Here is a 12,226-nt window from a genome sequence, read left to right on the forward strand (position 1 = left end):
CCGGCATTGATCCGTGGGCCGCCGCCCCAGGCCATCAATGGCCTGGGGCGGCTAACCCGGCGTCCTGCCGGGTTACCCACGGCTCAATGCCTGCGTTCGGCCATCGTGGTTAAGGGGGCAGGAAGATCAAAAGCCAAAGCCAAAGCCAAAGCCAAAGCCAGATCAAAAGCCAAAGCCAAAGCCAAAGCCAGATCAAAAGCCAAAGCAAAGCCAAGCGCGTTTTACGCGCTTGTTGAGTTCAATGGCGTTCAGGACTCTTGCGCTGTTCGCCACTGGATCACCTCCAGCACCGCGCAACCCTCCCGGGTGAGCAGATGCACCCCTCGGGTGACCCGCGTCAGATCGCAGTCGGCAATGTCTTTCAGGTTAAGCGTGGACAGCGTGTCCATCAGGTCCCGCACCACGGTGAAGCGATGGGCCGCACTGCTGGCCAGATCGCTCAGGGATGCTTGGGTGTCGAGGTAGAAAACGGCTTGGTTGGCGTCGTGGGTGTCGACGGGGGAGAAGCGGGAAATCGATTGATCGTCCATGGTCGTTACTCGTTGTAGAGCTTCCACCGTTTGCGGCCAAGCAAATTGAGGGTGGCAGCTGTGCGAGGGTTGGCCGACCGGTTACAACGACACCGGCACACCCGAAGGTGTCCCGCACACAGCCGCCATAACACAGAATCGCAGGCACAAAAAAAGCGTCTGCAATGGTGTTTTGGACGCTGATGCGTCGTTGTAATTCGACCGGCCAAGGTCGTTCGCGGATTTTGCCGCGAGGGCGAACTATAGGGGGGGAGCTAAAGCGATGCAACTGTGGATTGGAGGGGATCCTTGAGTTGGTGTGTCGGAGTTGTAGTCGCGATAGTGCAAGGTATCCACGCCTAGCCATATAGAGTTGAGTGTCTTGTGCTCGAAGTTACAAAAAAAGTTCTGGGATTTGTGAAAGATTATTGGTGTATTGATAGCCAATATATTTGATTGTCTAATGATTTTCGGCGTAGCATTAAATTTGTGGCTACTATAGGTCGAGGCGCATTACTTCCAGTGGTGTTAATGATTATATAGCCCAGAGAGCTGAATTTATCTTGTGTTCATAGCGGTTTATGAGGGATCTGGTTTGGCCGGTAGCGCACGATTAGCATCTCTAATTCAGTTTAGTGGTTAGCTTGAAAGTTGGCTTCTATTTCCTCGGTAGAAAAGTATATGTCTGAGTTTCTCATGTGTTGGGTTTGATTCTTGCTTACATGGTACAGCAGCGCCCGTAATCGCCATCGATACTTTAATATTTTGTAGATTCATGGTTGCATGGCTCTCGAGCGAACTCTATATGAGTTCGCTCAGCTTTATTGGATGCTTGTGATGGCACGCTGCCCTGTGTTAGGATTTGCCACCCGCCCTTAGTTAAAATAGGGTTGTTAAAATGCGACCTAAGTCAATAATGTTACATGCAATTGTGTCTGCGATTACTCAAAGTTGTCACAATTAAATTAGCGTTAAACGGTAAAGTAAACTAAGGGCGGGGCTTGTTTTGTCTAAGCTTAAAGAATGTCGAAGTGCTCAGGATCTTGCATGTGCTTTAGATACAAACTATAAAAAGATTGCTTATTTTTACTACGAGTTAGATCGTAGCAAGAAAAGTTATTATGAGTCTTTTGAAGTTCCGAAAAAAAACGGCGGCGCTAGGACTATCAAGGCTCCAAAGTCTCAGCTTAAAAACCTTCAGAAGAAGTTATCAGTTTTGCTGCAAGAGATTTTTGTTCCGCATTCGTGCGCTCACGGGTTCGTCGAAAAAAAGTCTATAGTTACAAATGCAAGAAATCACACCAGAAAAAAATACGTATTCAATATAGATTTAAATGATTTTTTCGAAACTATCACATTTCCTAGAGTATACGGGCTTCTAATCTCTAAACCTTATAGTTTGAGTGGGGACGTAGCGTCAGTAATAGCGCACTTATGTACTGTTGATGGATGTTTACCTCAAGGCGCACCAACCTCTCCTGTCCTCTCTAATATGATATGCCGTTCACTAGATCGTCAGTTAAGAAAGTTGGCGAGATTGAGTAGGGCTGACTACTCTAGATATGCAGATGATATTACATTTTCGTTTTACGCTCCGAAGGATTATGTAAACGATTCAATAGTGTCTTTTAGAGTTGATGCAGGAAATTATTTTTCCAACGCGGGAGATGTTCTAAGTAGGATAATCGGAAAAAATAAATTCTCCATAAATGAATCTAAAACTCGATTGCAAGATAGATTTGAGTGCCAATTAGTTACGGGTCTTGTTGTAAATAAAAAAATAAACGTTCCTAGAGCCTTTGTCAGAAAAACCTGCGCAATGATTCACTCAATTGAGAGCTTTGGACTAGCATCTGCGCAAGCGCGTTTCATCAAAGAAAATCCTGAATCGAAAGCCAAGATAGAAAATGTTGTATTTGGTCGAATACTTCATATGAAAAATGTTGTTGGCTTTGAATCAGTTGTTTATAAACGTGTTGCTCTTAGATTTAATCAGTTGAGCATTGGTCGAAAGGCACCATTGTCAAGTAGAGAGAATGGAGTGATTAGTGCCAAATTCTGCAGTTGGGTTAATCGCCGTTGCTGGGTAATTGAAAATAACGAGGAAATATCTCAGGGCTCTGGCTTCATGATTTCTGATAATTTACTCGTTACCTGCGCGCACGTAATAGGCTCTGCTAAAACTGTAGAGGTTTTTCGAGCAGGAGAAAATATAAAATACGAAGCGATAGTTTGTCATATTTCCCCTGATTCACATGTAGATGTCGCCATACTTAAAGTTAAAGATGCTCCTGAAGCATTTGAAGAGTTTCACTATAAGGATGAGGCTGTAAGTTTAAGTCTCGGCCAGGTACTAACGATTCTTGGCTTTCCCAAATATAAGCATGATGCTAAAAGTGTTTGGATTAATAAGGCCTTGCTCGTAAATCAAGTTAGAGTTTCGTCTAGTCTCTACGGGTATATCGACAAAGAGCTTTATGCTGGAAATAGTGGGGGGGCGGTATTGGATGAAGGCGGATCTCTAATAGGGATGGTCATTAAAGGAAATAATGATGCGGAAAGTGTTGATGATATCTATGTGGATCATAGCGCTTTTTTGAGCTTTTCAGATGTTCTGACTTGTGTAAAAGCTCTAAAGCAAAAATATGCGGCTTGAGTTTTTGATTTGTTTTTAATTTTTTAAATATTGGTTGTAATGTCTTTTGTGTTATTTGGTGTTGCAGGGGTGTTGTGGTGAGTATTTGGTTTAATGGGGGGTGATTTTAGTTTCTATTTAGCAGGTGCTTGCGTTTTAAGGTTTGGTTTTGGGTTAATTCTCTTTAGTTTTTAATGGCCGGAAAAATTATTTTGAAGAGGTTTTTATGTTGTATTTGTTGCTGGGGGGTTAAAGTCTGCGGTTGCTACAGGAGCATTATGAGGGGGGAACGAAAGCGATAGGCTGCTAAAGTTGGCTTTCGTTCCTGAGCGGAAGTTTCGCACTGATGAAAGACAAAACAATTAATTTGTTTTTAATATAAAATATGTCCTCACAGTATTGCCTCTTCGAAGTTTCTTGTTGGTTTATGTAGCTCTAGATGGGGGCTTTTATTTTTAACTTAAAGTGATGGTCGGCGATGGCGCGTTACTTTTTTCCTCTGTGGGATAGTTGTGTGAATAAGTTCTTGAACGTTCGAGAGATTTATGGATGATAACTGCATGAGCTTATTGGTCCAGTAGTGTTTACATAGGTTCTCAAAAACGATATTGACGCAGGCGGCAACGTCATTGGTGCTGAAGAGCTCTATGTTTTCTTTCATTGATAGCTCATTGTTCAGGGATGTGGGTGTCAGCTCTGCCGCCAGTTTTTGTGAGTAACCCCCGAGCCCCCCGATCAGATATCGAGGAATTCTTCGCTTCTCAGCGAGCGCCATCTCTTCGGCCACACCAGGGTTGGCTCCATCCTTTTCGTGCATCTTCCCACCAACTGCAACCATCATATTCTGAGCGGCAATGAGTACCTTGCGCATTGCCGTCAAACTATCATTTCTAGTTTGTGCATGAGTATCCGTGCCGTTACCTATTTTTTTGGTCACAATTAATTCCGCAACGTCAGTCATTGATTGGATCTCGTCGGCCGAGTAATCGGCATACCACAGGTCTGACATTACCAATGTCACTGGTGGCCTGTTGGTCCTAGTCGAGTGCAACCTAGCTTGCCTCAATATAATGGGCGTGAAACTTGGGTGGCTACCGTGAATGACTCTGCCCCCGTACTTAAAAACCAAACCGCTGAAGAGCGCTACGAACTCGAGAATTCCTCGATCCATTGCTCGCTCAGTCCACTTTTCGCGTTCTGGAATGGCTCCGGAAAGGCTGACTTCCAAACCTTCCAGTGACACGTCAATTTTTGTGTTGTGCAGCTCGGTTTCGCTCATGCGCCCCCCAGTTTCGTGAAATGTGAAGCCAAGAGTGCAGATAGCTCCTGGTGATGTAGAACGATCATTTCGTCATCGAAGTATTCTTTAAGATCATCCTCGGGCCTAAGATCACCGTCATATACGAAGAGAGCGTGGTGGGCATGCGGTTGTGTCTGTAGGAAACTCTTGAAGCGTGCACGGGCAGGATCATAAATCTGATCAAATATGGAGCAATGACTGTGGACTATTCGATTCAGTCGAGAGGAAAACTCCTGACGTGACTTGAACATAAGCAGTGCGCGATTCAATGCTTGCCAGTCGTATCCTGCATCCCTAAAACATTTCTCGACGAGGAAGGGGATGCGACATTTTCTTATGAAAATATCGCAGAGATAGGTTTCGATTTCTGATGTGATTTTTTCCAAATCTGAAACTGATAGAGTTGTTTTCATTGGCGCGTCTGCAAAGGTCATTTCGACCCAGCGCTGTAGATGCAACAACGTCCGGAATCGGGGCCCTTTCTTCTTATCCCCTTGCAGCCTGAACACCACCGGAAGGATGGGAATCAACATGCCATCAGCGGTGTTGATTTCCTCTTTGATCCACTTCGAGTTGTAGGACTCTGGCGTATCGACGAGCAGCACCAAGCTCGCATCGGCGAGGGCGCTTTCAATTTCTTGTTGAACGGGTTCGCCTGGAAGAATTTTGGTATTGCCATCCAGTTCCTTAGCCTCATCACGCCATGGCTTGTGTCCTAGCGCTAGGAGGTGCTCATAGATCTGCTCAGCGATTTGTGATCCATCGATGGCTCGATATGAGATGAAAACCTTTGTATTACGGCCTTGGAGACGGAGGCCCAGCATGGCGCCGGCGCGACGTATCAGTCGGCCTTCGGTTCCGAGCGAGTCGTTGTTAAAGGGCAGCGCTTTATAAGCAGAGGCTGCTCCGGGCGGTACAGGAAACCTGTCATCGACGGCGACAGGGAGAATCAATGCTGTATCGGGCCGCTTAGCCAAAAATGTTTTGACATACTCATTCGCCTCGCTCGGGAGTGAAGTCCCATCGTAGAGGACAATCAACATATCATTCCATTCCACTTCGCCCGGCCAAACATTGGATTTAGAGTCCAATGCAAGTGCTACAGATACGTGGTCTTGAAAGGTGTCAACGAGATCAGTTTGCATGCTCTGGGCAACATCCTTGCATGCCTCGTTATGCAGAATTACGATCATTTGTCATATTGCCTATGATATGAAGGCTTCCCGAGCCTCAGTAATTTATGAGTCAATGTATATCTATAAGTGGCTAGAGAATCGGAGTCACAAAAAATATCTTGCACTAGTTTTCGGTGTAAGCAGTTTTGTAATGTTGTATGCGTCAATGTTGTCGCCAATTTCTATCGCTAAGTCAATGTAGTGTTCGGGGCTGGTGAAAAACTCTGACCATTTCACTGAATAGATGTAAGATGATTGGCCTAGGTGGACTTTCGAGCCGGTAGTGTGGTGGGGGCAATCCGTATATTCGGGCTGCTTTATGTTGAACATGTTCTCCTTCATGATCTTGAATAGCTTATTCGTCTTCAGTGTGCGGCATTTGCAGTGCGGACATGACTCGTCGTCGATATAGTAACTATAGAGGCCGGATTCGTCAGGTAGGGTGATTGCCAAGAGTGCATTGGGTTTGGATATTCTATCGCCACGGTTCTTCTTCCTCAGAGAATACGATATTTCCCAAGGCATCCATTGATCAGTCTCTGGAATCTTCGAATTAATCATTCCTTTGGATACCATAATGATGGTGAGGGAGCTGTCGAAGATTTTCTCCCCTAATTTTGTCTGAATCGTGTCGTCTTTGAAATCACTTAGGTCGGCGTCATCCTCCTCTCCTTTGTTAATGTGTTCCTTGTCCTTGAGCAATTTTTGGAGCTCGTCTACGTAACTACGTGCTGTTGTCTTTTTTGCATCGATGGAATGAACTAGTTCGTCAGCATACTTGTAGGTTACGAATATTTTTCGTCCCATATTTTTCTCCCTGTATGTGTCTCCGCTATTTTTTAGGGGCTGTAAGCGGAGCGTTCCTGGTTGTGATTGCACGAGGGTTTTTCAATAGATTAGATAATGAATTTCGCTAGTTCCAATTTTTTTAAAGTAATTTATCCGACTAAAATCAAAAAAAACAATCGGAAATACAAGATTGACTGATCTAAGTTGCTGTAGTTAGAGTGCTCGTTTTTTTTTGTCGTTTTGTGTAGCCCGAAAAATAGAGGAGCCATTGCCAGCTCATATTCGATTTTTGTCGGTTGCTGCTACTTGCGAAAATTGCAGCTTCAGTTTCAACCTGTAGTTTTGCTACCACGGTAGTTTCACGTGTTAGGGCTAGGAAAAGACTGCCTGATTCGGCGATTGCTACAAAAAGCTATTCCCACTACAGAGGGCTAGTGTGGCTTGGGAGCATAGGAGTGAGTAACACAGATAAATGCTGCATTTGCTCACTCAATGCACAATCTGCGCAAGAAACGCCTTAGCCCTCTCACTCTTCGGCGCCCCAAAAAACTCCTCAGGCGGCGCGTCTTCAACGATGCGCCCCCCATCCAAAAACAACACCCGCTCCGCCACCTGCCGCGCAAACCCCATCTCATGGGTCACGCACAACATGGTCATCCCACTCCCAGCCAACTTCACCATCACATCCAACACCTCACTGACCATCTCCGGGTCCAGCGCCGAAGTCGGTTCATCAAACAACATGATCTTCGGCTCCATGCACAGCGCCCGTGCAATCGCCACGCGCTGTTGCTGCCCGCCAGACAGCTGGCTCGGATACTTATCCGCCTGATTCTCAATCCCCACCTTGGCCAGAAACCCCCGCGCCAACTCTTCAGCCTTTTTCCGCGACAACCCGCGCACGGTCATCGGTGCCAGGGTGCAGTTGTCCAGCACGCTCATGTGCGGGAACAGGTTGAAGTGCTGGAACACCATGCCCACTTGGCTGCGTACCTGGGCGGCTTCGCGGGTGTTTTGCGAGAGGTCGGTGCGGTCCACCAGGATCCGGCCTTTTTCGGCAATCTCCAGGCGGTTGATGCAACGGATCAGGGTCGATTTGCCGGAGCCGGAAGGCCCGCAGAGGACGATGCGTTCGCCCTGGCGCACTTTGAGGTCGATGTCGTGCAGGACGTGGAAGGCGCCGTAGAACTTGTTCAGCCCGGCAATATCGATCACCACTTCGCGTGGGTCGGCAGCGGGGCGGGCTGGCGCTTCGGATGCGGCGGGAAGCGGGGCGGTCTGGGTCTGCATGGCGGTTCTCCGTCGGTCAGTTGAAGCGCTCGGCGCGGTAGGGGGTGGGGTCGGTGAAGGGCGTTTCGCCGGTGACCATTTGCGCCAGCAGGTGGCCGCTCACCGGGCCCAGGGTCAGGCCGTGGTGGGCGTGGCCGAAGTTGAACCACAGGCCGGGGTGGCGCGGGGCGGGGCCGATCACCGGGCACATGTCCGGCAGGCACGGGCGGCGGCCCAGCCAGGGTTCGGCGTCGAGGCGTTCGCCCAGGGGGTAGAAGTTTCGGGCCAGGGCTTCGCAGCGGCGCAGTTGGATTTCGTTGATCGGGTCGTCGCGGTCGGCGAATTCGATGCCGGTGGTCAGGCGGATGCCGCCCACCATCGGTGCCAGGACGTAGCCACCCACCGGGTCGAGGATCGGGTGCTGCAGGCGGGTGCCGGGCAGGGCGGCGTAGTGCATGTGGTAGCCGCGCTTGATCGCCAGGGGAATGCGGTAGCCCAGGGGTTCGAAGATGCCGCTGGCTTGCGGGCCCAGCGCCACCACCACTTCCTGGGCGCTGATCGGGCCGAGTTCGCTGTGCACCTGCCAGCCGCCTTCGACCTGGGTCAGGCTCAGGGCGTCGCCGATGATGAATTGGCCGCCGCGCTGCTTGAACAGTTCGGCGTAGCCGCGGGTCAGGCCGCCGGGGTCGCTGACGGTCTTGGGGTCGAGCCAGTGCAGGCCGCCCACGATGTCGGGGTGCAGGCCGGGTTCCAGGGCCAGCAGTTCGGCGCGGTCCAGTACCCGGTAGTTGAGTTCGTAGTCGCGCAGGTCGGCGGCGGCGCGCTGGGCGAAGTCGAAGGCCTCCTGGTCGTTGAAGGCTTCGAGCCAGCCGCCGTCGGCGATCAGCTCCAGCATGTTGGCCGGGCGGGCCAGGGCCAGGTGTTCGGTGACGCAGCGTTCGATCAGCGGCAGCATGGCGCGGGTGGCGGTAGCCAGGCCCTTGGGCGAGGAGTGGCGCCAGTATTGCAGCAGCCAGGGGCCGGCCTTGGGCAGGTGGCGCAGGCTGTAGCGCACGTCCGATTGCTGGTTGAGGCCGTAGCGCACCAGTTTGGTCACTTCCCGGGGGAAGGCGTATGGAATCACGCTGGCACGTTCGATCAGCCCGGCGTTGCCGTGGCTGGTGCCGTTGCCCGGAGGCTGGCGGTCCAGCAGTACCACTTGGCGGCCGCGGGCCTGCAGGTGCAGGGCGCTGCTGACGCCGACGATTCCGGCGCCCAGAACGAGGGTTTGGCAATGCATGTTTGGGTCCTTATGACAGGGGCCGCGCGGCGGCCCGCTAAAGGGTTCAGTTCAGGTGCCGGCCCAGGCGGCCTTCCAGGTATTTGAGGCTGCGCCGCACCACTTCGACGATGATCAGGTAGAGCACCGCGGCCCACAGGTAGATCTGGAAATCGAAGCTGCGGGAGAAGGCCAGTTTGGTCACCCCCATCAGGTCGTAGATGGTCACCAGGGAGGCGATGGCGCTGGCCTTGATCATCAAGATCAGCTCGTTGCCCAGAGGCCCGATGGCGATCAGCAGCGACTGCGGCAGTATCACTTTGCGAAACGCGGTCCAGCGCGACAGGCTCAGGGCCTTGCAGGCTTCGCGCTGGCCCTGGGCTACGGCCAGCAGGCTGCCGCGCAGGATCTCCGCCTGGTAGGCGGCGGTGTTCAGGGTGAAGGCCAGCAGGGTGCAGAACCAGGCGTCGCGGAAGAACCACCACAGGCCCACGTCCTGCCAGAAGCCTTTGAACGAGCCCAGGCCGTAATACAGCATGAACAGCTGGGCCAGCAGCGGCGAGCCACGGAAGAAGTACACGTAGGCCCCGGTGAAGCGCCGCAGGAAACGATTGCTGGACAGCCGCCCGAGGGCGATCAGCAGGCCGAGCACGGCGCCCAGGCTGAAGGAAATCGCCACCAGCTTGGCGGTCACCAGCAGGCCGTCGATAAAGCGCGGGCCGTAGCGCTCCAGCAGTTCCTGGTTGAGGAACAGGTTCAGCAGGTCATCCAGGTTCATGGCTGCAGGCTCCGTTGCGCACGGTTGAAGCGCCGTTCGAGAAAGCTGAACAAGTGCCCCGACAGCGCCGAGAAGAACAGGTAGCCAAAGCAGGCCACGCTGTAGAACAGCATGGGTTCCTTGGTCACGCTGACCGCGAGGTTGGTCTGGCGCATCAGGTCCACCAGGGAAATGGTCGAGACCAGGGAGGTGTCCTTGAGCAGCGACAGCCAGTTGTTGGACAGGCCGGGCAGGGCGATGCGCGTCAGTTGTGGCAGCAGCACCCGGCTGAAGGTGGTGCGCCGCGACAGGCTCAGGGCGCTGGCGGCTTCGTACTGGCCCTTGGGCAGGGTCTTGAACGCGGCCAGCCAGATCTCGCTGGAGAAGGCGGCGAACACCAGGCTGAAGGCGATCATCGCGGCGACAAAGGTGTTGATCGCCACTTCACCGGGGTAGCCCAGGGCGCCGAGGATTTTCTGCGCGGCGATCTGGCAGCCGTAGTAGATGATCAGCAGGGTCAACAGCTCCGGCAGGCCGCGAAACACCGTGGAAAAGGTTGTGGCCCAGGCCCGCGCCCAGCGGTTTTTCGAGCGTGCGGCCAGGGCCACGGCCAGGCCCAGGGGCAGGCCGATGGGCACGCAGGCCAGGGCCAGGGCGATGGTCACCAGGGCCCCGGCGAGCAGGGCCGAGCCCCAGCCGCCGCTGGCAAAGGACAGGAGTGACAGCTGTTCGAACATGCGCGAACCCTCTGGAAAAATGAACCGTGCAGGGCGCCGCCGCGCTCAAGGGAGCGCGGGGCAACGGCAGCGGCAAAGGCGGGCGGTCAGTAGATGTCGAAGGCGAAGTAGCGGCTGGAGATCTGCTTGTAGGTGCCGTCGGCGACGATCTCGTCCAGGGCCTTGTTCAGGCGCTCGCGCAGGGCGTTGTCTTCCTTGCGCACGGCGATCGAGGCGTCGGCGGTGGTGCCATTGACGTCACCGATGATCTTGCAGCAGTCCTTGCCGGTACTTTCAGCCCAGGCCAGCAGCGGGAACTTGTCGGCGATCACCCCGTCCACGCGCCCGGCGGCCAGGTCGCTGTTGGCTTCGTCCAGGGTCGGGTAGAACTTCACGTCGGCACCGGCCGGGCCGTAGTGGTCCTCGGCGTAGATGGCCTGGGTCGAGGAGGCCTGGGCGCCCACGGTGCGGCCCTTGAAGTTGGTCTGCGGGTCGCTGATGTCCGAGTCCTTGGGCACCGCCACCGACAGCGGGGTGCGGTAGTAGTGGTTGCTGAAGGCGATCTTCTTCTTGCGCTCGTCGGTGGCGATCATCGAGGCCACCACGGCGTCGTATTTCTTCGCCAGCAGCGCCGGGATGATGCCTTCCCAGTCCTGGGCGACGATGGTGCATTCGACCTTCATGTGCTCGCACAGGGCGTTGGCGATGTCGACGTCAAAGCCGTGCAGCTGGTTGTTGGAGTCCACGTAGTTGAAGGGCGGGTAGGCGCCTTCGGTGGCGATCTTCAAGGTTTCGGCCTGGGCCGTGGAGGCGGCGATGACCAGGGCGCAAGCGCCGGCGAAGCGGAGGACGTTGTTCATGGAGCACCTCGGTTATTTATTGTTTTGGTCGGGCGGACGATGTGTAACCAACAAACTCGTTATGCAGGGCGGCGGTGGCTTCCAGGCGTTTTTCCACCTCGGGCCCCAGGTGCTTGCACACCTCGTTGACCAACAGGTGCACCAGCGACAGCATGGCCGCGGTGGACTCCCAGAACAGGTTGAATTCGGTGGGCACGCGGAACACCTCGTCGGCGTTCTGCTCGGCCCAGTCGCAGAAGGTGTCGGTGACCAGGGTCACCGGAATCCCGGCCTCGCGGGCCTTGTGGCACAGGGTCAGGGCGTGGCGCGAATAGCGCCTTGCCTCGAACACCACCAGGGCGCAGTCCTCGGCGGGGCTGAGCAGTACGTCGGCGAAATGCCCGGCGGCGCCGTCCACCAGGTGCACGCCGTCGCGCAGGTATTGCAGCAGGTGGACCATGGAGGCAGCGATGCCGCGCTCGGTCTGGAACCCCGCCACGTACACCCGGCGCCGGCTGGCCAGGCGCTGGACCACGGTCTGCCAGGCCGGGGTCAGGCTGTATTCGTAGACCTTGACCAGCGCCGCCACTTCCAGCTCGAAGCTGCGGGGCAGGCCCTGGGCCGCCGGGTTGGGCTGTTGGCGAAATTCCTGCAGGCGGTCGCCCACCAGCCACGGGCCTTCGCCGAGGTCGTTCTTCAGGTCGTTTTTCAAATCCTTGAAATGGCTGTAGCCGATGGCGCGGCAGAACCGGCCGACGCTGGATTCGCTGACGCCGAGTTTTTCGGCGATGTCGGCGGCGGTCTGGAAGGGCAGTTCGTAGAGGTTGGCCAGCATGTAGCTGGCAATCGCCCGGCCCGATGCGGTGGCGCTGGACAGGCTGCTTTCAAGGCGTTGTTTGATGGGTTGGCTCATGGTTGTTTTCATTCTTGTGGGCCGTTGACAATGGAAAATGAATGTTTTCTGTCATTAAGTCAACAT

General features: G+C 53.7%; 11 protein-coding genes. 1 reads left to right on the forward strand and 10 read right to left on the reverse strand.

Translation table 11 applies throughout. The annotated features are described in order from the left end of the window. Positions 1-248: 248 nt before the first annotated feature. Positions 249-530, reverse strand: a complete 282-nt coding sequence (locus FW796_RS30310; protein ID WP_072451466.1) for a hypothetical protein — start codon at positions 528-530, stop codon at positions 249-251. A 985-nt stretch (positions 531-1,515) separates the two neighbouring features. On the opposite strand from FW796_RS30310, the gene FW796_RS30315 reads away from it, so the two are divergent. Continuing rightward, on the forward strand, positions 1,516-3,165 hold the full coding sequence (locus FW796_RS30315) for a reverse transcriptase domain-containing protein (RefSeq protein WP_446440573.1): 1,650 nt from the start codon (positions 1,516-1,518) through the stop codon (positions 3,163-3,165). Positions 3,166-3,604: 439 nt separating this feature from the next. Here the strand turns inward: FW796_RS30315 and FW796_RS30320 are convergent, their stop codons facing one another. From FW796_RS30320 to FW796_RS30360, 9 genes are all read right to left on the reverse strand, one after another. Continuing rightward, positions 3,605-4,423: a hypothetical protein gene (locus FW796_RS30320; RefSeq protein ID WP_446440574.1), complete on the reverse strand. Its 819-nt coding sequence runs from the start codon at positions 4,421-4,423 to the stop codon at positions 3,605-3,607. Then, positions 4,420-5,589, reverse strand: a complete 1,170-nt coding sequence (locus tag FW796_RS30325; RefSeq protein WP_446440575.1) for a toll/interleukin-1 receptor domain-containing protein — start codon at positions 5,587-5,589, stop codon at positions 4,420-4,422. Before FW796_RS30325 ends, FW796_RS30320 begins: the two co-directional genes overlap by 4 nt. A gap of 135 nt (positions 5,590-5,724) precedes the next feature. Then, positions 5,725-6,498 (reverse strand): TIR domain-containing protein, encoded by a 774-nt coding sequence (locus tag FW796_RS30330; RefSeq protein ID WP_446440576.1) that lies wholly within the window; start codon positions 6,496-6,498, stop codon positions 5,725-5,727. A 399-nt stretch (positions 6,499-6,897) separates the two neighbouring features. Continuing rightward, complete coding sequence (locus tag FW796_RS30335) at positions 6,898-7,698, reverse strand: amino acid ABC transporter ATP-binding protein (RefSeq protein WP_283990167.1); 801 nt, start codon at positions 7,696-7,698, stop codon at positions 6,898-6,900. Between the two features lie 16 nt (positions 7,699-7,714). Further along, positions 7,715-8,956 (reverse strand): NAD(P)/FAD-dependent oxidoreductase, encoded by a 1,242-nt coding sequence (locus tag FW796_RS30340; protein ID WP_404939152.1) that lies wholly within the window; start codon positions 8,954-8,956, stop codon positions 7,715-7,717. Between the two features lie 46 nt (positions 8,957-9,002). Beyond that, complete coding sequence (locus tag FW796_RS30345) at positions 9,003-9,713, reverse strand: ABC transporter permease (protein ID WP_350404616.1); 711 nt, start codon at positions 9,711-9,713, stop codon at positions 9,003-9,005. Further along, complete coding sequence (locus FW796_RS30350) at positions 9,710-10,429, reverse strand: ABC transporter permease (protein WP_053150433.1); 720 nt, start codon at positions 10,427-10,429, stop codon at positions 9,710-9,712. The genes FW796_RS30345 and FW796_RS30350 overlap by 4 nt, the downstream gene beginning before the upstream one ends. A gap of 86 nt (positions 10,430-10,515) precedes the next feature. After that, positions 10,516-11,268 carry a transporter substrate-binding domain-containing protein gene (locus FW796_RS30355; protein WP_446440577.1) on the reverse strand — a complete coding sequence of 251 codons (753 nt, stop codon included), beginning with the start codon at positions 11,266-11,268 and terminating at the stop codon, positions 10,516-10,518. 16 nt (positions 11,269-11,284) lie between these two features. Continuing rightward, positions 11,285-12,160 carry a MurR/RpiR family transcriptional regulator gene (locus FW796_RS30360; RefSeq protein WP_047285528.1) on the reverse strand — a complete coding sequence of 292 codons (876 nt, stop codon included), beginning with the start codon at positions 12,158-12,160 and terminating at the stop codon, positions 11,285-11,287. Between the last annotated feature and the right edge of the window lie 66 nt (positions 12,161-12,226).

This window comes from Pseudomonas sp. 910_21, from assembly GCF_052850735.1.

Bases quoted from the DNA above. Each gene is read 5' to 3' on its own strand.
- FW796_RS30355 (WP_446440577.1), bottom strand. From the start codon at position 11,268: ATGAACAACGTCCTCCGCTTCGCCGGCGCTTGCGCCCTGGTCATCGCC.
- FW796_RS30325 (WP_446440575.1), bottom strand. From the start codon at position 5,589: ATGCAAACTGATCTCGTTGACACCTTTCAAGACCACGTATCTGTAGCA.
- FW796_RS30340 (WP_404939152.1), bottom strand. From the start codon at position 8,956: ATGCATTGCCAAACCCTCGTTCTGGGCGCCGGAATCGTCGGCGTCAGC.
- FW796_RS30345 (WP_350404616.1), bottom strand. From the start codon at position 9,713: ATGAACCTGGATGACCTGCTGAACCTGTTCCTCAACCAGGAACTGCTG.
- FW796_RS30360 (WP_047285528.1), bottom strand. From the start codon at position 12,160: ATGAGCCAACCCATCAAACAACGCCTTGAAAGCAGCCTGTCCAGCGCC.
- FW796_RS30320 (WP_446440574.1), bottom strand. From the start codon at position 4,423: ATGAGCGAAACCGAGCTGCACAACACAAAAATTGACGTGTCACTGGAA.
- FW796_RS30310 (WP_072451466.1), bottom strand. From the start codon at position 530: ATGGACGATCAATCGATTTCCCGCTTCTCCCCCGTCGACACCCACGAC.
- FW796_RS30350 (WP_053150433.1), bottom strand. From the start codon at position 10,429: ATGTTCGAACAGCTGTCACTCCTGTCCTTTGCCAGCGGCGGCTGGGGC.
- FW796_RS30335 (WP_283990167.1), bottom strand. From the start codon at position 7,698: ATGCAGACCCAGACCGCCCCGCTTCCCGCCGCATCCGAAGCGCCAGCC.